We start from the raw sequence: 19,999 nt of genomic DNA on the forward strand, positions 1-19,999 counted from the left end.
ACTGGTAGTATATCCTGATTAAAAAATGAATTAAAAATTTTTCGCTAGATTTTATAAAGTTATTATAATTATAAAAAAAAAGGATAGCGTTAGAGTTATGTTAACGAAACTTATAAAAAAGCCTTCTGTATGGATGGTCGGTATTGATATTGGTTCACACTCAGTCAAAGCTGTCCTATTAAGCCAAAAAGACGCACATTATCGATTAGAGGCAATTGCTATCGAACCTATGCCCAAAGGTGCTATGGTTGAGCGATCTATTCAAGATATTGAAGCTGTTTCTCGAGTTATTAGCAAAATTCGAAAGAAGATGCCTAAATCAGTGCAACAAGCTGCAGTGGCTGTTTCTGGTCAAACTGTGATCACTAAAGTTATTTTCATGGATGTTGCATTAACTGACAGTGAGCTTGAATCCCAAATTGAGATTGAAGCTGATAGTCTTATTCCATACCCTTTAGATGAAGTTAGTCTTGATTTCGAAAAGCTTCATATTAATGAGTCCGATCCATCAAAAGTCAATGTATTACTTTCTGCAGCACGAACAGAGAGCATTGAGGCCCGTGTCGGTGCGATTGATGCCGCAGGTTTTGAACCTAAAGTTGTTGACGTTGAGGCATATGCATTAAGTCGGAATATAGATTTATGCTATGCATCTTTACCTGCTGATGCAGCTAATAAAATCGTAGCATTTATTGACGTGGGTGCATCACTAACACTTGTTAGTGTTGTGCAAAAAGGGCAAACCATTTATACACGAGACCAAGTGTTTGGTGGAGAGCAATATACCAACACAATCGTATCGTATTACAATAAAAGTTTTGATGAAGCTGAACTTGCTAAGATAAACGGTGATTTGCCTCCTAACTATACATTTGAAGTATTAGCTCCTTTTCAAACAGCATTTTTGCAACAAGTTCGTCGCGCGGTGCAAATGTTTTTAACTACAACGGGTAAAGATCAGATTGATTACATCGTCCTATCAGGTGGAACATCATTGATTAGAGGTCTTGAGAAGTTACTTGTTGATGAATTAGGCATACACTCTATTATTATTGATCCATTCAGTAGTATGGAGCTTGCTCCGACAATTGATAGAGAGCAGCTAGATAAAAATAAAGCACAATTGGCAGTAGCAACAGGATTAGCTTTGAGGAGTTTCTCGCCATGCCACATATAAATCTGCTGCCTTGGCGCGAAGCTTCGCGTAAAGAGGCGCAAAAGCAATATCTTTCAATTTTGTTTCTGGTCACTCTTATTTCATTCGGTTCCATGTTTGTTATCAGTATGGTCTATTCATCAATGAAAGAAGGCCAAAATCTAAGAAATGGCTTTTTAACAGCTGAAATATTAGTTTTAGATAAGCGAATCGCAGAGATAAAAGAGCTTGATAAGAAAAAGGATAGCTTGCAACAACGGATGCGCCTAATCGAAGAGTTACAAAGTAGTCGTAACTTAGGTACGCAGATTATGGATGAACTGGCAAAAATGGTTCCTTCAGGTGTCTATTTAACAAGCTTAGAGCGTAAAGACAGGGCGCTTCAAATAGTCGGTAAAAGCGAGTCTAATAATCGTCTATCTGCAATGTTGAGGCAGCTAGAAGGTTCATATTTATTTGAAAAACCGGTTATGCAAGACATTATCGCGGTTGAGAAACAATCTCGATTATTAAGTGATTTTAACATGCAATTCAGTGTTAAGCCGTTTGAGCAAATTGGAGAGGCTGGCAAATGAATATTGATTTGAAATCACTTAATGAAATTGATTTTAGTGAATTAGATTTAGAGAATATTGGTTCTTGGCCTGTCGCTGTAAAGTTTATAGCGGCTATTGTTGTCGCATTTGCTGTTTCGATACTGACCTACAATCTCTTTGTTTCAGGTGAAATTGAAGCCTACGACAATGCAGTGGCTAAAGAAGAAGAATTAAGAACGACCTTTAAAGTTAAGTATGCAGTTGCAAGTAATTTAGAAACTTACAAACAACAAATGATTGAAATGGAAGATAAGTTCTCTCAATTACTCAAACGTTTACCTACCTCAAATGAAACGCCAGGCTTACTCGATGATTTATCTTATGTAGGTACAACGAGTGGTTTAACGTTTAATAAAATTGGCTGGCTACCTGAAATAGAAAAAGAGTTTTACACCGAGCTACCAATTAAAATTGAGGTTGTTGGGAGTTACCACGAGTTTGGTGAGTTTGTAAGTAAAGTTGCGCAATTGCCTCGAATTGTTAGTTTGCATGATTTCAATATTGAATCTAAAGGTGATGAGCGTCTGCACTTTAGTGTGGTTGCGAAAACTTATCGTTATGAGGAAACTCAATAATGAAAAAAGTCGCCTTTATTGTGTTACCTTTATTACTTACTGGTTGTTTTGATGATATTACAGAGCAACAAGAATTTATTAATCAAGTTCGTGCTGCAACTAAAGCGAAAGTTGAGCCTATTCCTGAAATAACTCAGTTTGAGCACTTTGCTTATAACGCACAGGAACTGAGGAGCCCATTTGTGGCGCCAAAGCCTGAAGTTATTCAGGATAATTTATTGCAAGTTCAAAACTGTTTGCATCCAGATCCTAAACGTAAAAAAGAGCCGTTAGAAGGTTATCCACTTGATAACATCAAGATGAAAGGTACTTTAGGTAGTGGCTTGGATACTTGGGCATTGATTACTGCTTCAGATGAGACTCTTTATCGTGTTACTAGAGGTAATTATATGGGCCTTTATCACGGTAAAGTACTGCAAGTTAAAGGTAGCTATATTGAGCTACTAGAAATGATACCTGATGGTGCAGGATGTTGGAAAGAACGCCTGACAAAAGTAGAAATAGTGGAGGCGGGCAATGCATCCAAAAAATAATAAAGGGCTTAATTATATGCACAAGGGAATAACTAAGTTGAATCAACGTCTATCAGCAATTCTTAGTTTGTTGTTTATACTGATGGCATCTTCAGCAAGTGCTGTGCCTCTATTATACGATGTACGATATAACCCTTTACTTGAGGGTGAAACAGAAATCGAATTCGTATTCGATGAAGAGATTTATATTGAGCCAAAAATTCAGGTATTCAGTGAGCCTGCTCGTATTGAACTCTTCTTCGATGAAGCTGATTACGAAGAGAATTTAACAGAGGTTTTAATCAATAAAGCCGGTGTAAAAAAAGTAACGAATGAATTTGTAAATGATGGCTTTAAAGTAACGATTTTTTTAGATCATTTAAAAATATATCAAACACGAACTGATAAAAACTTATTTTACCTCCATGTTTCGGATAATCCGACCCAGGATGCTGCTGAAACAAATACCATTGATAACTCTCAAACGTATATTAATAAGATTCAAGCTGTTGATTTTCGTCGTGGTGAAAAAGGCGAAGCGCGTATCTTAATTTTCTTACAAGAGAATATGGCTGCAATCGATGTATCTGAAAAGGCGGGGAAAGTTGTCGCTGTTTTCCACAATACTGACATTCTTGATGATTTATTATACCAATTAGATGTAATGGATTATGGTACTGTTGTTAATACAATTGAAACCTTTAAAGATGGTGCTAATAGCCGTATTGTAATCGATACAACTAGTGAATTTGATTACAACTACCAGCAACTTGATAATATTTTTACCCTAACAGTTGAAAAAGATACCTCAAAGAAAAGCTTTTTAGGTGATGGTAAAAATTATCAAGGAAAGCCTATGTCGCTGAACTTCCAAGATATTTCTATTCGTTCTGTATTACAAATAATTGCCGATTTAAATGGTTTCAATTTAGTGACTAGTGATTCGGTTAACGGGAATGTAACGCTTCGTTTAGATGGTGTACCTTGGGATCAAGCGCTTGACATAGTACTTCGCGTTAAAGGTTTAGATAAGCGTATGGATGGTTCAATCTTAATGGTTGCTCCAACAGAAGAGTTAGCAGCAAGAGAAGCAAAGGAATTAAAAGCCAAGCAACAAGTTGAAAACTTAGAACCGCTTTACAGTGAGTATATCCAGCTTAACTATGCCAAAGCAGAAGATTTCTCAACGTTACTTATCTCGCAAGGCAACTCTATAATGTCTACACGAGGTGCTGTTTCAGTTGATGCACGTACTAATACATTACTAATCAAAGACACAGCAAAAAGTATTGAAAACGTTCGCCGTATGGTTGAAACCTTAGATGTTGCTGTTAAACAAGTTGTTATCGAATCTCGAATGGTGACTGTACGTGACAGCGTACAAGAAGATTTAGGTATTCGTTGGGGGTTTAGTGATCAACAATTAACAGATGGCCTTTCGGGTTCATTAACTGGCGCCCAAAAAATATCTACAGGTATCATCCCTACAATAGCTGAGCGTTTAAATGTGAATTTACCAGTAGCTAATCCAGCAGGTAGTATTGGTATGCATGTTGCGAAGTTGGCTGATGGTACATTAATTGATTTAGAGCTCTCGGCATTAGAACAAGAAAATAAAGCAGAGATTATTGCAAGTCCGCGTATTACCACTGCTAATCAAAAGAAAGCACGTATTGAGCAAGGTACTGAGATACCTTATGTTCAAGCAGCTTCTAGTGGTGCGACAACGGTTGAGTTTAAAAAGGCGGTATTAAGTCTTGAAGTAACGCCTCATATTACACCTGATAATAAAGTCATATTAGATTTAATTATCACTCAAGATACACCGGGCGACACGGTACAAACACCAACGGGGAATGCGGTTGCTATTAATACTCAAGAGATTAGAACACAGGTATTGGTTGAGAATGGTCAAACAATAGTTTTAGGTGGTATATATCAACAGCAAGTTATCAATAGTTCTTCTAAGGTTCCTTTATTAGGTGACATACCTTATTTGGGTACTTTATTTAAGCGGACAAGTGAGAAAACAGAGAAGAAAGAACTGTTGATTTTCGTAACGCCGAAGATTTTGAAAGACTAAAACAAAATAAAAAGGCCCTAAAGGGCCTTTTTATTTCATTTCACTTGAAATCCCTATTCGAATACTGAGATAATCAGCCCCTTAATTTTTGGGGCCAGCTCAGTAGGCGGGGTTTATTTTAAATTTTAGAGTTAGATTGTAATAAACAGATATGGCTGAAAAACGTAATATATTTCTAGTGGGCCCTATGGGTGCAGGTAAAAGCACCATTGGTCGTCATTTAGCAGATCAACTGCACCTTGAGTTTTTCGACTCTGATCAAGAGATCGAACGTCGCACGGGCGCTGATATTGCTTGGGTTTTCGATATCGAAGGTGAAGAAGGCTTTCGACGTCGTGAAGAGACAGTAATTTCTGATTTAACTGAAATGCAGGGTATCGTATTAGCAACTGGCGGTGGTTCAGTGCTGAGTAAAGATGTCCGTAATAAGTTGTCAGCACGTGGTATTGTAGTTTATTTGGAAACTCCAATCGAAAAACAAGTAGCTCGTACGCAAAGAGACAAAAAACGTCCTCTATTGCAAACTGAAGAAGATCCGAAAGAGGTTCTTGAACGCTTATCAGAAGAACGCGTACCTTTATACGAGGAAGTTTCTGATATTGTTGTTCGCACTGATGAACAAAGTGCAAAAGTAGTAGCTAACTTGATTATAGAAAAACTAGACTTTTAAAAGTTATGGAGAACCGCTTATGCTTGAATTGACTGTTAATTTAGATGAGCGTAGTTATCCAATATATATTGGCCCCGGTACATTCGAAGCCGGGGTTAACCTTCTTGATTATGTCAAATCGCGACGTCCTGTTATTGTTACAAATGAGGTTGTTGCACCACTTTATTTAGAATCATTATTAAACAAATTAGCATCTTGCAATCCACTTCATATTATTTTACCTGATGGCGAGCAATATAAAACATTAGAGTATTTTGAAAAGGTATCCGCATTTTTATTAGAAAATAACTGCGGCCGTGATACCTGTTTAATTGCCTTAGGTGGTGGTGTTATCGGTGATTTAACAGGGTTTGTAGCTGCCTGTTATCAGCGTGGAGTTCCTTTTATTCAAATCCCTACAACGTTGTTATCACAAGTTGATTCATCTGTAGGTGGAAAGACTGCAGTTAATCACCCTCTGGGTAAAAACATGATAGGGGCGTTTTATCAGCCCGATCTAGTACTGATTGATACCAATAGTTTGAGCACTCTTCCAGAGCGTGAATTTGCTGCAGGGATGGCTGAAGTCATAAAATATGGTCTCATTTATGACACCGAATTATTCGCTTACCTTGAGCAACATGTATTAGCAATTAAAGCGCAATCAACGGTACATTTAGAGCATATTATTTTTAGATGTTGTGAAATTAAAGCGTTAATTGTTGCAGAAGATGAGACCGAGCAAGGTCAGCGCGCTTTACTTAATTTGGGCCATACATTTGGCCATGCAATCGAAGCCCAGATGGGTTACGGTAATTGGTTACATGGAGAAGCTGTTTCTGCTGGAATGGTTATGGCTTGCAAGCTGGGCTATATGCGTGGAAAGCTAAGCCAAAATGAATTACAGCGTATAATAAGTCTACTTAAAGCTTATGATTTACCTGTTCATTTTCCTCAGGAGATGGGCATTGATGTATTCATTAAGCACATGAAAAAAGATAAAAAAAATAAGCTAGGAACAATTCGTTTTATTTTGCCAAAAAGTTTTGGCCAATGCGAGCTTGTTTCAGATGTCACCGAAGCTGATTTAGAGGATTTGATATCTTCAAATGCAAGCTAGGATCTTACCCAGCAGACAAGCTTTGGTCGATCGTATCGAATTGCAATATGAATATGGTCAACCTATCATTTCATTACTTGGTCAGTCAGGACTAGGTAAAAGTTATTTACTTGAAACTTTTCTCTCAAACAAATACCCTGAATTCACTAAAATTTATTTGTCTTTAAACAGTAAAAGTGATGACTTATCTGTAATTAGCCAAATATTAGAGCAAAGCTTCAAGTCGCCCCTGATCGATCAATCTTTATCATTAACAGATAATTTCAAAGAGCTTTGTCTTACTTATAGTATTACTCCTATTTTACTGGTGATTGATAATGCTCAGTATCTGAGTGATGAGCTAACTGCCGATATTGAGCTGTTAACTCAATTTCAGCAGGTTTTAGTGTTAACTGCTTCAGTAGGCCGGCTGCAATTTAGTCAATCGACCAATATTTTTATTGAGCCTCTGAGTGCGCCAGAGAGTCGTCAGTTTCTGGCTATGTATTATGAGCGTTTGCCACACTCGTTTGATCCCGTTTTTACGCATTTTATTGAGGCGGCTGAAGGCAATCCTAATTTACTCTTAAATTGGGGGGAAATTAAAATAGAAGGGCCTGCATCAGACCCTAAAATAATAAAACGGCAATATTTGAGTTGGTTAGTTTCGTTACTGATTTTATTGGTGGTGGTAATCTCAAGCTTTTTATATTTTGTTTATGAAAAGCCGACCGTTTTATCTCAACAAGCAAATGATCAAGACGTTGTTCAGTTAGACCTTGCATTACAACAGACAGAAATATCTGACATAACTCCGAGCGTAACAGTATCGGAAAATCTTGATGCTGCACCAGAGCAAGGTGCAGCAGATTTATTGGTGAGTGAGCCGGAAATAACGTCGGTTCAACAACAGGCGACAATTGAGCTTATTCAATCTGATGACCAAATTGCTACAACTGAGACTGTAGAGATTAACAATAACGCACAACCGAATCATATATTAGCTGAGTTATTGTTGGATCCTGATAAGGCGCCTCAATTAACCCAAGAGCCCCAATTACCGGGCACTGATGGCGTTGATTTGATGGCAGTTAAACCATCAGAGCCTGCAGTTAATTCTGACTTAATGGATGATTTTGAGTGGTTTAGTAATCAAAATGATAAATTGATTATGTTACAGCTTATAGCCTTGAGTAATCGCGATGTGCTAGTCGAGTTTTTAGAGAGCCATGAGTTAGTAGAGCCTAAAATATATCAAGCAGTCAGAAATGATAAACAATGGTGGGTCGTAACAATTGGGCCTTATACAGATATTGCCCAAAGCCAAGAAGCAAAGGCTAAACTTGCTCCTCAGTTATTGCAATTGCAGCCATTTTCAAAATCAATCGCCACAATTAATAATGAAATCGCGCGTTTAAAACGTAAGTAATCTCCTCCTATTTAGGGTAAAATTGCCCAATCAAAAAGATTGTTAATTAATAAATGAAACAAAAAACACGCGCTTTTTTAAAGTGGGCAGGCGGAAAATATAGTCTAGTTGATGAAATTACAGCTCGACTGCCAGAAGCTGATATATTAGTAGAGCCTTTTGCAGGGGCTGGTTCCGTTTTCCTTAATACAGATTACTCGCATTATTTTTTGAATGACATTAATGCAGATCTCATTAATTTGTATAACGAATTAAAGCATGCACCTGATGAGTTTATCAGCGACGCCAAAAAGTTATTTGTTGATCTTAATAATCATAGTGATGCTTATTATCAGTATCGAGTTCAGTTCAATGCTAGCCAGGATGCTTATGAGCGTGCGGTATTATTTTTATACCTTAATCGTCATGGTTACAATGGCTTATGTCGTTATAATCTAAAAGGAATTTTTAATGTCCCTTTTGGTAAATATAAAAAGCCATACTTTCCTGAAAAAGAACTGTATTTTTTCGCTGAAAAATCACAAAAAGCTACCTTCACTTGTAAAGGTTATGCCGAGGTGTTTAATAACTTGCCTCGTTCATCCGTTGTGTATTGTGATCCGCCTTATGTTCCATTAAGTAAAACGGCCTCTTTTACAGCTTATGCTAAAGGTGGGTTTGATTTAGATGACCAAGCTCAGTTGGCTAATCTTGCAGAACGAGCTGCATTTGAGCAGGGGATCCCTGTATTAATTTCAAATCATGATACTGTTTGGACTCGGAAAATTTATACGCAAGCATCGCTTGATATGATCCAAGTTAAACGGACTATTAGCCCAAAAGGTGGCTCACGTAATAAAGTCGCTGAGTTAATGGCACTTTATCATTCAGCGGGTGGTTGATCCGTTCCTTGTTGTATCTATCAAAATATTGACGTTGAAAAACTGTAGAGTTAAATGAAAAAAGCCCATAACCAATTAAGGTGCTTTGGGCTTAAATTTGTTGTGGAGCTCGTTTGTAGTGCTTCATCAATCAGCACTACAAATGGATGCTTAGATGAGTGGGATGCTAATAATAGAGCTTGTCTCTAAACCACTCGGAGCCGTGATTTTGATAGTTACAATCGTTTGCGTACTAGGCGATGTTGCACTTAAATCGTTTTCAATAGCAAAGTTGATTAACTGACCGCCAAATAAACCATTATTGATAGCATCCTTGAAGCTGATATTCGCATTGAGCTGGGCTTCAGTGATGGCGCGAGGAGTGCCAATTGTATTTGCTACTGTAAAGTTAGTCGTTCCAGAAATTGAACCTTTACTGGAAGTGATAGATACTGTAGTACCAAGAGGCATAGTTTGAAGCGCTGTATCTGCAAAATAAAGCTGGTATGAACGAGTGCTGTTACGCGCGATACTATTAACAATACCGTTTGTTGTTTCACCAGCATAATTACTTAATAGAGAGTTACGAACACTGGATTCATAAAGCGAATAGAGGCTTTCAGAAGACGCCATAACGAGTTTAATCGCTTTTCTGACATTGATAGAGCGATTAACTGCAGCGCCACATTTATCCGTACTCGTGCATTGTGGGCCATTAAATTTACCATCTTCCATGCTGTAGTTATCATCAGCAAGATCCATTTGATTATTGCGATCAAAATCTAAGAATAGTTCACCATTATCACGCACCAAATTTTCGTTATCATCGCGCCATGCTTCTGGCATATCAATAAAGCCTGATGGTAAATATTCAGAGCGACCAAAACCACTTGCAACAAGTTGATTTGGTTTCGCAGTGCCGTCAGCATTATCAAACGTGTTATTACCATTGGTATCAAAAAATGTTTCGTGCCCGATTGCGGTGGCTAAAATGGTAACGCGATGGTTATACACTTTAGGTTCAGCGCTGCGCCATGTTACTTGGCAGCTACCATTACTAGTTTGACACGATGGGGTAATTAACCCGCCTTCGGTAGTGAAATTGACTGTTGTACCATCAGGTACGGGATTATTAAAACTATCAGCAAGCCATACACTTATTGGCACGTTAACGCCATTGATTGAGTTTGTTTCTGGATTAAGAGTTTGGGCTGAAAGGGTAAAACTATTTTGATCAGCAAGACCAGTATTAACAGATAAAAGATCTGATTGAGTTTGAATTATTTCATTTTTTTCAGTTTTTGCCTTGGCAGTTACCCGCACCACTGTTGGTACATTACCAGCGGTTACCTTAGTACCAACTTCACCTTTAGAGTTAGTGACTGCGCTAGTTGGAAATAAAGTTAGGTTACCTAAGTTACTGTCGAGTGTAAAAGTTACTTCTTGTTGAGCCAAAGGGTTACCCAGTCGGCTTTTAACTAAGAAACTCAAAGTTGATATTTCCTGTTTACCTTGCCCTCCGGTACCTTTTAAGACTATTGATTCAGGCTCTGCAGCGATGAATTCAATAGCCCCCAGTGATTCTGCAAGTAAGCTTACGTTTTGACTGAGTGTCAGTGTTTCACCATTGCTATTTACAGAGGCAATGATTTGATCTTGGTTACCTTTGCTACCAGCACAGCTGATATCTTCATAAGTTGCGGCCGCTTCACCATTAATTGTGACAACTTGGGCATCAATGTTTGCTTTTTCGTTATTAACACAACTAGAACTGAACGAAATAGCCGTCGGAGTTTGAATACGTTTACCACTTGCATCTAACAGTGCAATCTTGAGGCCTAACGTCCCGCCAGCGCTTAATTCAACACTTTGATCGTCTTTTTTAGTAAGGGTTACGCCTAACTGATTTGGAATGAAATTGTTATTTTTATCGAAGTGACCAGCCTGAAGTTTAGGTGCATCTACTACATCTTTATTTAAAATTTGGTAGTTAAAACCTCGATTAACCGTGCTGCTTTGCTCTGTGTTTTGATAGTTCACCGTCATAGAGGCTGCGCCTATGGCGTTATCATTAGTAGCTGATAAATCTACAGAAGTGATACCTTGTTGATTCGTTAAGCCTGATGGCGCTGAGAGTGAGCCAAGTTCAGCATTGAACTTAACAATTTCATTTTCTAGAGGTTCACCTTGCGCGGATGTCAGTGTTACTTGCACTTTTACGCTTTCACCTTGGCGAAAGCGATTGGCTGCAACGCCATCTTTAAGCATCGAGATTGCAAGTTCGGGTAATTGAGAACCAACCGTCTCATTATTAATGAACTCATAATCTTTACTCGTACTGACGCCTTGAGCGGTCGCACTAAAGGTTGCAGCACCAACATTGCTAAGGTCGCTGGTTAAGTAGACTTGAGCAATACCTTGTGCATCGGTTAATTTTGAGCTTTGCGCTAAAGTACCAAGTGGGGTTGAAAAGCTAACCGCTGTATTGGCAACTACTTGACTGTTGCGCTTTAAATTTGCCTGAACGCAAACTGTTTCCCCAGCCTTAAAGCTCGGCGCTGACACTGCTAAGCAATTTTCATCAAGAAGTGTTAAAACAATACTGACAGGGGCGTTTGGATCTGGGGGAATGACTTCGTCATTTTTACCAGATGACCCATTACAGGCAGTTAATACACAAAGAGCTAATAAGCTTAAACAATGTCGAGTGTCGATCATTTATATCCCTTAATTGTGAATATACTCTTTCAAATATTGAAATAACTCACGGTAAAATTTGGCAGGTTTACCGGCTTCATGTTCTTTTTTAGCTAACCGAGTGAGTTGACGTAGTTTTTGTCTATCTAAACTAGCATATTGTAAAACTAACTCATCAATTTTTTTATCACCTAGTTCAATAACTTGGTCTCTTGTACGCTCAAGTTTATGAAAAATGACAATCGACTCATTGCCTTTATCTAAAATTGCATTTAAAGCACTTTTAATCTCATCAATGTTTTCAGCCAAACGAACTTGTTTGCCCACAAAATTGAGATGGCGACGATACGCCTCAGTTTTGTTATTGATTTTATCAGCAAGAACTAATGCTTCTTTTAAATCTTCATTTAATGGCAGCTTTTCGCGTTGCTTTTTATTTAAAGCGCAAATTTTACCTGCTAAATCGTGTGCTTCATGGGCTTCACGTTTTAACTCACTTTTTGAGATAAAAATAATATCTTCATCAATTACTTTGTTGGCATTTTTTTTGGCCATAAATCTGAGCTCACTTGCTTATAAATATTCAATTGTAATGAAGAGATTATACCAACTGCTTTGGTTTATTTCTCATAGATAGGTCGCTTTCTTACGTTAAAACATTAAATAGTTAAATTAGCTGGTTTTAGTGCCAGATTTAGACGGCTATTTCAATACAAAATCACGACCAACCTTAATTGCTTATGATATCCTTTAGCTAATTACAACTTTTAGGTTTTAGTTTATGAGTTCACAGCGTGAAGATACTGTTTATCAGCAAATAGCTGAAGTCAAACAAGCGGTCGAGCAGGCCTTAGAGCAAGCAAAGGCGTTAGGTGCAACGGCTGCTGAAGCCGCGATGTCGAGTACTTCAGGCTTGTCGGTGACAACGCGATTAGGCGAAGTCGAAACGATAGAGTTTAATCAAGATGGTGCGCTGGGAATTAGTGTTTATGTTGGTAACAAAAAAGGTTCAGCTTCAACGGCAGATTTAAGCCCTCAAGCATTAAAATCTGTGGTTGCCAAAGCAATTGAAATAGCTAAATACACCTCAGAAGATCCGTGTAATGGTTTAGCAGATAAAAACTTACTTGAGTTTAGCCCTCCCGATCTTGATTTGTACCACCCTTGGGATGTATCTCCTGAACATGGTATTGAGTTGTGCCAGCAAGCTGAAGAGGCTGCGATGGGGTATGATAAACGCATTGTTAACTCAGATGGCGCAAGTTTTAGTTCACACCAAGGTATTCGAATTTATGGTAATAGCCATGGATTCCTGGCTGGCTTTCCACGTACTAGACACAGCATTAGCTGTATGGTAATTGGTCAAGATGGCGAGCAAATGGAACGAGAGTCTGCCTATACGTTATCGCGATTACAAAGTGGATTAAAATGTGCGAAATCAGTCGGTATCGAAGCTGCCAGTGAAACATTAGCAAAACTTAATAGCCGAAAAATACCTACTGGAAAATATCCCGTAGTATTTAGAGCTGATGTTGCAAACTCTTTATTTGGCCACTTAGTTTCAGCGATCGGTGGTGGGGCTCTTTACCGCAAGTCGAGTTTTTTACTGGACTCCCTGGGTACAAAAATTTTTAGTGATGTGGTGAGTGTGGTTGAGCGCCCTCATGTTTTACAAGGTTTAGCATCGACTCCTTTTGATAGCGAAGGGGTTAAAACGCAAGATCGTACGATTATTGAAAAAGGTGTGTTAGAAACCTATTTATTAGGTACTTATGCATCGCGCCAAATGAAGATGACAGCGACAGGCCATGCTGGAGGGATTCATAATTGGTATATATCAGCCACTGAACCTGATTTAGCGGCAATGCTTAAAACCATGGGAACCGGACTGCTCGTGACCGAGCTGATGGGTCAGGGCGTTAATACCGTAAATGGTGATTATTCTCGTGGTGCATCAGGTTTTTGGGTTGAAAATGGTCAAATACAATACCCAGTGAGTGAAATTACCATCGCGGGTAATTTAAAAGATATGTTTAAAGATATCGTGGCGTTAGGGGGCGATTTTGATTTACGTGGTAGTGTGAACACTGGATCGATATTGATTTCTAAAATGCAGGTTGCAGGCCAATAATACTTAAGTTTTTTATAAAAAACATGTTGTTGAATAGACCCCCAATAGTTGGATATCCAATTGCTGGGGGTTTTTTATTTCCATACATTGTAGGACATTCAAGTTAAAGTATGCCCAGATCGCCTAATCGCAGATTTCAGCAGAAGTAGGTATAGAACCGAATGTAAGGTCTCACCTTATCCGATATTAGTGCTGAGTTTATAGTGGAAGAGCAAATTAAATGCTTTCAGAAGCATATTCAGAGAATGTCTATTATACCGAACGTATTAAGCTGACATTAAAGGGACTGAGCTTGATATAACATCGAAATCAGGTTTGAGTAGTCGCTTCGCCTCCCTTTTTTGCCGATAAAATACGAATGATATATAGTGTGTATATGTTTCGTATATTTGATAAATATTGAAAGGCAATTGTGGGAATAATTAAAGTATCTGATGATCTGCATCAGGAAATTCGTAAAGCCAGCGCGGTAATGGCGCGCTCAATTAATGCACAAGCTGAATTTTGGGCCAAGATGGGTATGTTAGCTGAGCTCAATCCTCACCTCACTTACAATGACTTGATTAAACAAGAACTTACCAGAGCGGATTTACATTCTTTTGTCACTTTAGAGGATGAACATGAGTAAGGTCATTATTAAAACTGCAGTTGAAATTGAATTAATGCGGCTATCAGGCCAATTACTAGCAAAGGTTTTTGCCAAGCTTGATGGTTTTGTGGCTGAAGGCATCACTACCATGGCGATTAATGATTTTGTCGAGCGCTATATTGTTGATGAGCTTAATGCGCGCCCAGCGAGCAAAGGGCAATACGGTTATCAATATAGCTTAAATACCTCGGTTAATGATGTGGTTTGTCATGGTATTCCAAATCAAGCACCGCTGCAGCAAGGTGATATTGTAAATGTGGATATTACGCTTGAAAAAAATGGATTTATTGCAGATTCAAGCAAAATGTACTTGATTGGTCAGTGTTCAGTTGAGGCTGAGCGATTATGCGACATGACTTATCAAGCGATGTGGCAAGGGATTAAAAAAGTAAAAGCGGGGGCAACCTTAGGAGATATTGGTTTTGCGATAGCCAGTTTTGCTCATCAAAATGGCTACAGTGTCGTTAAAGAATATTGCGGCCATGGTATTGGCGCACAAATGCATGAAGCGCCACAAGTATTACACTATGGGCGAATGAAAACAGGTTTAGTTCTTGAGCCGGGCATGACCTTTACCATTGAACCGATGATTAACCAAGGTAAAGCAAAAATTAAAAACCTTAAAGATGGCTGGACAGTGGTTACTGCTGATAAAAAGCTATCTGCGCAGTGGGAACACACTATTTTAGTGACTGATACGGGCTATGAAGTATTGACCCTTCGCGCCGAAGAAACATTAGTGTGACACTGAATCAGTTACCTGCACAATTGGGTTACAGTGCGCTGCTGTTGATTGATGGCAGCGCCCATCCGCCAACAAAAATGGGAGTTGCGGGTTATCGTTTAATTGCAGCGCAAAACAAAAATCTTCAAGGCGCTAACCATTTTGCGCAACGTCCTGTGAGCGAAACACTTACGATCAAAACATTTCAGCCTACCAGTTCTACTCACCTTGAGATTCACGCAGCCTTGTGGGCGCTGGAAGAGGTTGCCCATTACAACGACAGCTTAGCCATAGTGTCGGATTGCCAAACCTTATGCCAATTAACAACGCGGCGCAGCCGTTTAGAGGCGATGCACTTTTGTAATCGACAAGGGCAATTACTGGCACTTGGTAACGCTTATAAGCAGTTGTTTGCTCATTGCGATCACTGGCTTTTAAAAACAGGGCAACCGCTTGGTTTTATTCAGCTCAAAGGGCATTGCAAGCCCTCGCAACGAGATGAACTAGCAAGCGAGTTTGCAGACCTTGATCAGGCAATACGCAAAGTATTGCGCGGGTTGATTTAGCACTTCGTAAGCGCCATAAGTACAGTTAATGCTGTTTTTGTATTGCTTAGGAGCTAGGTGCTTTATTTATAGCGCAGTACTTCATTTTAGTTCGATAAGCATTTCATAAGCTCTGGCAGTAAATGCTCAGCAAATGCGCCTTCACCATTAATCCACACGCTGTTGCTGTAGTGTTCAAAATGTAAATCAAAACCTTCACCTTCAAAGGTAAAGCGCTGTAAATGGCGATCTGCGCCTTGTTCAAGTTGCTGAAGGCTAATGGCTTCGTGGCTCAAAAAAATACTGGCCCACAAGGCAAAATCATCATCGCTTGGCATTACGCTGGGTCGAACAATTAAAACTTGGTGGTCTTGGTCTAATTCTATTTGGCTCATAGTACTTATTCTGTTGTTAAATTAGCGATAAAGTTGGTTTTTTATTAAGTACCTATTAAGTGCCACAGAAAGTACGATAGAATTTATCGCCATCAGTCGGGGTATCTTGGTACTGCGCTGTTGAGTCTAGTGCATGATATGGGCTTCGTAAAACCGCTAAAAATTCCTCGATAGCAGTCGGTATTCCTCGTTCAAAATCAGCTAACAGCGCTTCAACATGATGATTGCGCGGGATCACTTGTGGATTGGTAATACGCATAAGCTCTGCGGCGGTTGAGGTCGTGATGTGCTGCTGATTAAGATATGCCAACCAACGGGATTGCCAAGCCTGCAAATGAGAGGAAGGCGCTGCTATGGGGTTGCTTGCCTGTAACTGTAAACGTAAGCCATTAAAGGTATTGGTATAATCGAGTTCATGTTCTTGCATGAGGGTAAGCAGCTCATCGGCTAGTAAAGTGGTCTGTTCATCAGCAGCAACACAGCCTAATTTGTTGGCCATCATTGTATTGTACGCAGCTTGATACTGGGCTGAGAATTCATGAATTAACGGCTCAACGTGTGCTACGGCAGCCGCTTGGTCAGCATCAATTAATGGCAATAGTGCTTCGGCTAAACGTGCCATATTCCACTGGGCAATTCGGCCTTGATTGCCAAAGGCATAACGGCTATTGCGGTCAATTGAGCTAAACACTGTACCAAGATGATAGTGATTCATCATTGCACAGGGTCCAAAATCAATAGTATCACCACAAATTGCGGTATTGTCGGTATTCATTACCCCATGAATAAACCCAACACGACTCCATGCAACAACAAGGGTTATTTGCTTATTAATCACCGCTTGTAAAAAATCAACGATGCGTTGCGAACCTGTGCTGGTGATTTCAGGATAATGGCGATTGATGGCGTATTCAGTCAAAGTGGCTAGTGCCTCAAGATTACCTTGCGCGGCAAAATACTGAAAAGTACCAACGCGTAAATGGCTAGCAGCAATGCGGGTGACCACAGCGCCCATTTTAGCTTGATCACGAAAAACCTTATCACCGGTTTTCACGACCGCTAAGCAGCGTGTAGTGGGTACACCAAGTGCCGCCATGGCCTCGCTCATAATGTATTCACGTACCGCAGGGCCCAGTGCGCAGCGACCATCTCCCTGACGGGAAAAGGCGGTTGGGCCAGAACCTTTTAATGCGATATCAAAGCGTTGTCCGTTGATATCAAGCAACTCACCGAGCAAATGGGCGCGGCCATCACCAAGCTGTGGATTAAAATGACCAAACTGATGACCGGCATACACTTGGGCGATAGGCTCTGCACCTTTGGGTAATTCGTTACCGCTAAAATAAAGGGCTAATTGCTGCGGGTTATTTTGCAGTTCTGGCGAGAGATTAAATTGCTCTGCCAAGGGCTTATTCCACAGCAGTAAGCTTGGTTTGCTGACAGGGGTGGGAGCAACAGGTTGAAAAAAAACGGCATCGAGTTGGTTATAGGTATTAGAAAAGTTCATTTTGAGTGGCTTCAATCGATCCATAGGATGTTCATTTTAACTGAACTACTGAAGAAAAACTTTATTAAATCAATATCTGTTAACACACCGTTTGTTGCGCAAGCGCAAAGTTTTTCGGTTTAAAGCTTTTTATACTGCAGCCTGATCATTTAAAACGAGTTAGAGCTATGAAAATAAAGCTATTAATAGGTATTGGTGCGGTTATTTCGTCGTTTGCACTGCAAGCGGCAGACATTGAGCAAGGCAAAAATAAAGCGATGATGTGCGCGGCATGTCATGGGGTTAACGGGGTGAGTCTTGTGCCCATGTATCCAAATTTAGCAGGGCAAAAAAGTGCGTATTTGGTGAAACAAATGAAAGACTTTAGAGCCGGCACACGTAACGACCCGATGATGGCTCCGATGGCCAAAGCCTTAACTGATGCGGATATCGAGAATATTGCCGCGTATTTTGAGTCGTTACCTGCGGCGAAATAAGTGTTGAACAGCGCTACGTACTATCCTTGCTTAAAAAATAATAAGGTAGCGCTTAATTTTGAGCTAAATAATGGCGGATCAAATTCATAAATGCGCCGCCATATTTGGTTAATTTGGTAAACCCAACCCCAGAGACTTGTAAAAACTCTCGGTCACTGGTCGGTGTGAGCTGCGCCATTTCGGCCAAGGTTTTATCGTTAAATACCACATAAGGTGGCACATCATCGGCATCAGCCAATTCTTTACGTAAGGCACGTAGTTTGGCAAATAGCTTCTTATCGTAATTAAACTGCGCCAATTTATCTTGATATACATGCTGTGCTTGAAGCCGTGGTTCGGCTAGTTGTAGTTGGTATTCACCGCGCAGCACAGGGCGAGCGGCTTCAGTTAACCGTAATATTGAGCCAAGCGTAATGTCTTGTTGCAATAAACCTTGATGAACCAATTGGCGTAAAATGCTGAGCCAAAATTCGACACTGTGCTCTTTACCAATGGCAAAGGTGCTAAGTTGATGGTGATTATTATCACGAATACGAGCAGTATTAGCGCCGCGTAATAATTCAACAATGTAGCCCATGCCAAACTTTTGCTCTGCACGATACACACACGACAGCGCTTGTTGCGCCACAATCGTACCATCAAACTGTTTTGGTGGGTTCAGGCAAATATCGCAGTTACCGCAGGCTTCGCGTTGATATTCAGAAAAATAATTCAGTAGAATTTTTCGGCGGCAGGTTTGCGCTTCGGCAAAACTCGCCATGGCATTAAAGCGCTGTTGCTCTACTTTTTTACGCTGCTCGTCTTCAATGTCTTCAAAAAAGCGTTTTACACGAGGAATATCGGCGGGGTCAAAATACAAAATCGCTTCAGCAGCTAAGCCATCACGCCCAGCACGACCTGTTTCTTGGTAATACGATTCGATATTTTTTGGAATATCGTAATGGATCACAAAGCGCACATTGGGTTTGTTGATCCCCATACCAAAGGCAACGGTTGCGACCACAATATGAATGTCGTCTTTGGCAAAGGCGGTTTGTACAAAACTGCGCTGTTGGTTTTCAAGCCCCGCATGGTATGCGGCGGCATTAAACCCCGCTTCAACTAGCTTGGCACTGATTTCGTCTACCCGTTTGCGGCTGGTACAGTAAATAATACCACTTTGGCCAGGCTGAGCTTTGAGATAGCGAATCAGCTGAGACAGCGGTTTAAATTTTTCTTCCAAAGTGTAACGAATATTGGGGCGATCAAAACTACCGGTATAAATGTAAGGCGTATTAAGGCGCAGCTGTTGCACGATATCGTGACGGGTGGCTGTATCAGCTGTGGCGGTGAGCGCCATAATTGGAATGGCAGGAAAATACTCTTTTAAGCGACTGAGCTGAAAATAGTGCGGGCGAAAGTCATGGCCCCAATGAGATACGCAGTGCGCTTCATCAATCGCAAATAAGCAAATAGGTAAGTGATACAGGCGTTCAATAAAATCGGGTAAGAGTAAACGCTCAGGCGCGACATAGAGCAGTTTAATTTTACCAGCATGTAAGTCTTGGTAAATTGCCATGGTTTGCTCGCGCGACAAACTTTGATTTAAACATTCAGCAGCCACACCTAAGGCTTTTAATTGAGCTACTTGGTCTTGCATTAACGAAATAAGGGGTGATACCACTATGGTGATGCCCGCTAAGGCTAACGCTGGGATTTGATAACACAACGATTTACCGCCACCGGTTGGCATTAAAACCAAAGTGTCTTGCCCTTGAGTGGCTGCGCGGATCACTAAGTCTTGGCCAGTGCGAAACTGATCATAGCCAAATACTTCTTTTAGTACTTGGTGAATATCGCCGCAGACTTGTGGGGTAACTGGTGCTGTAATCATCGCGGCATTTTAGAGCTTTTTTAGCGGCTTGTCTGTAGTCATC

The 19,999-nt window shown here is 40.1% G+C and carries 19 protein-coding genes; 14 read left to right on the plus strand and 5 right to left on the minus strand.

Annotation, left to right across the window (positions count from 1 at the left end; all coding sequences use genetic code 11):
• Positions 1 to 97 precede the first annotated feature (97 nt).
• The 9 genes from AC3KZC_RS01885 to AC3KZC_RS01925 all read left to right on the plus strand — a co-directional run bounded on the left by AC3KZC_RS01885 (position 98) and on the right by AC3KZC_RS01925 (position 8,980).
• Positions 98 to 1,177, plus strand: a complete 1,080-nt coding sequence (locus AC3KZC_RS01885) for a pilus assembly protein PilM (RefSeq protein WP_490579829.1) — start codon at positions 98 to 100, stop codon at positions 1,175 to 1,177.
• Positions 1,165 to 1,731: a PilN domain-containing protein gene (locus AC3KZC_RS01890; RefSeq protein WP_490579828.1), complete on the plus strand. Its 567-nt coding sequence runs from the start codon at positions 1,165 to 1,167 to the stop codon at positions 1,729 to 1,731. The genes AC3KZC_RS01885 and AC3KZC_RS01890 overlap by 13 nt, the downstream gene beginning before the upstream one ends.
• Entirely contained in the window at positions 1,728 to 2,327 is a 600-nt protein-coding gene (locus AC3KZC_RS01895; RefSeq protein WP_490579827.1) for a type IV pilus inner membrane component PilO, read from the plus strand. Before AC3KZC_RS01890 ends, AC3KZC_RS01895 begins: the two co-directional genes overlap by 4 nt.
• Entirely contained in the window at positions 2,327 to 2,860 is a 534-nt protein-coding gene (locus AC3KZC_RS01900; protein ID WP_490579826.1) for a pilus assembly protein PilP, read from the plus strand. The genes AC3KZC_RS01895 and AC3KZC_RS01900 overlap by 1 nt, the downstream gene beginning before the upstream one ends.
• Positions 2,844 to 4,922, plus strand: coding sequence for a type IV pilus secretin PilQ (locus AC3KZC_RS01905; RefSeq protein WP_490579825.1), 2,079 nt, complete (start codon positions 2,844 to 2,846; stop codon positions 4,920 to 4,922). The genes AC3KZC_RS01900 and AC3KZC_RS01905 overlap by 17 nt, the downstream gene beginning before the upstream one ends.
• Positions 4,923 to 5,073: 151 nt before the next feature.
• On the plus strand, positions 5,074 to 5,592 hold the full coding sequence (gene aroK, locus AC3KZC_RS01910; protein WP_009840538.1) for a shikimate kinase AroK: 519 nt from the start codon (positions 5,074 to 5,076) through the stop codon (positions 5,590 to 5,592).
• A 19-nt stretch (positions 5,593 to 5,611) separates the two neighbouring features.
• Positions 5,612 to 6,691 (plus strand): 3-dehydroquinate synthase, encoded by a 1,080-nt coding sequence (gene aroB, locus AC3KZC_RS01915; protein WP_490579824.1) that lies wholly within the window; start codon positions 5,612 to 5,614, stop codon positions 6,689 to 6,691.
• Positions 6,681 to 8,099, plus strand: coding sequence for an AAA family ATPase (locus tag AC3KZC_RS01920; protein WP_490579823.1), 1,419 nt, complete (start codon positions 6,681 to 6,683; stop codon positions 8,097 to 8,099). Before aroB ends, AC3KZC_RS01920 begins: the two co-directional genes overlap by 11 nt.
• A 53-nt stretch (positions 8,100 to 8,152) precedes the next feature.
• Positions 8,153 to 8,980, plus strand: coding sequence for a Dam family site-specific DNA-(adenine-N6)-methyltransferase (locus AC3KZC_RS01925; protein ID WP_490579822.1), 828 nt, complete (start codon positions 8,153 to 8,155; stop codon positions 8,978 to 8,980).
• 150 nt (positions 8,981 to 9,130) lie between these two features.
• Here AC3KZC_RS01925 and AC3KZC_RS01930 read toward each other — a convergent pair whose 3' ends face one another.
• On the minus strand, positions 9,131 to 11,677 hold the full coding sequence (locus tag AC3KZC_RS01930; protein ID WP_490579821.1) for an Ig-like domain-containing protein: 2,547 nt from the start codon (positions 11,675 to 11,677) through the stop codon (positions 9,131 to 9,133).
• Positions 11,678 to 11,686: 9 nt separating this feature from the next.
• Positions 11,687 to 12,211 carry a ribosome biogenesis factor YjgA gene (gene yjgA / locus AC3KZC_RS01935; protein WP_490579820.1) on the minus strand — a complete coding sequence of 175 codons (525 nt, stop codon included), beginning with the start codon at positions 12,209 to 12,211 and terminating at the stop codon, positions 11,687 to 11,689.
• 226 nt (positions 12,212 to 12,437) lie between these two features.
• Between yjgA and pmbA the strand changes: the two genes are divergently transcribed.
• From pmbA to AC3KZC_RS01955, 4 genes are all read left to right on the plus strand, one after another.
• Positions 12,438 to 13,787, plus strand: a complete 1,350-nt coding sequence (gene pmbA / locus AC3KZC_RS01940; RefSeq protein ID WP_490579819.1) for a metalloprotease PmbA — start codon at positions 12,438 to 12,440, stop codon at positions 13,785 to 13,787.
• Between the two features lie 412 nt (positions 13,788 to 14,199).
• Complete coding sequence (locus tag AC3KZC_RS01945) at positions 14,200 to 14,415, plus strand: ParD-like family protein (protein WP_490579818.1); 216 nt, start codon at positions 14,200 to 14,202, stop codon at positions 14,413 to 14,415.
• Positions 14,408 to 15,181, plus strand: a complete 774-nt coding sequence (map, locus tag AC3KZC_RS01950) for a type I methionyl aminopeptidase (protein ID WP_490579817.1) — start codon at positions 14,408 to 14,410, stop codon at positions 15,179 to 15,181. Before AC3KZC_RS01945 ends, map begins: the two co-directional genes overlap by 8 nt.
• On the plus strand, positions 15,178 to 15,726 hold the full coding sequence (locus AC3KZC_RS01955; RefSeq protein WP_490579816.1) for a hypothetical protein: 549 nt from the start codon (positions 15,178 to 15,180) through the stop codon (positions 15,724 to 15,726). The genes map and AC3KZC_RS01955 overlap by 4 nt, the downstream gene beginning before the upstream one ends.
• Positions 15,727 to 15,812: 86 nt before the next feature.
• Here the strand turns inward: AC3KZC_RS01955 and AC3KZC_RS01960 are convergent, their stop codons facing one another.
• Entirely contained in the window at positions 15,813 to 16,100 is a 288-nt protein-coding gene (locus AC3KZC_RS01960; RefSeq protein WP_490579815.1) for a DUF3630 family protein, read from the minus strand.
• Between the two features lie 55 nt (positions 16,101 to 16,155).
• Entirely contained in the window at positions 16,156 to 17,607 is a 1,452-nt protein-coding gene (locus AC3KZC_RS01965; protein ID WP_490579838.1) for a protein adenylyltransferase SelO, read from the minus strand.
• Between the two features lie 167 nt (positions 17,608 to 17,774).
• On the opposite strand from AC3KZC_RS01965, the gene AC3KZC_RS01970 reads away from it, so the two are divergent.
• Complete coding sequence (locus tag AC3KZC_RS01970; RefSeq protein ID WP_490579814.1) at positions 17,775 to 18,083, plus strand: c-type cytochrome; 309 nt, start codon at positions 17,775 to 17,777, stop codon at positions 18,081 to 18,083.
• A gap of 52 nt (positions 18,084 to 18,135) precedes the next feature.
• Here AC3KZC_RS01970 and recQ read toward each other — a convergent pair whose 3' ends face one another.
• Entirely contained in the window at positions 18,136 to 19,956 is a 1,821-nt protein-coding gene (recQ, locus tag AC3KZC_RS01975; protein ID WP_490579813.1) for a DNA helicase RecQ, read from the minus strand.
• Between the last annotated feature and the right edge of the window lie 43 nt (positions 19,957 to 19,999).

The organism is Pseudoalteromonas sp. J2K-J031, assembly GCF_058197095.2.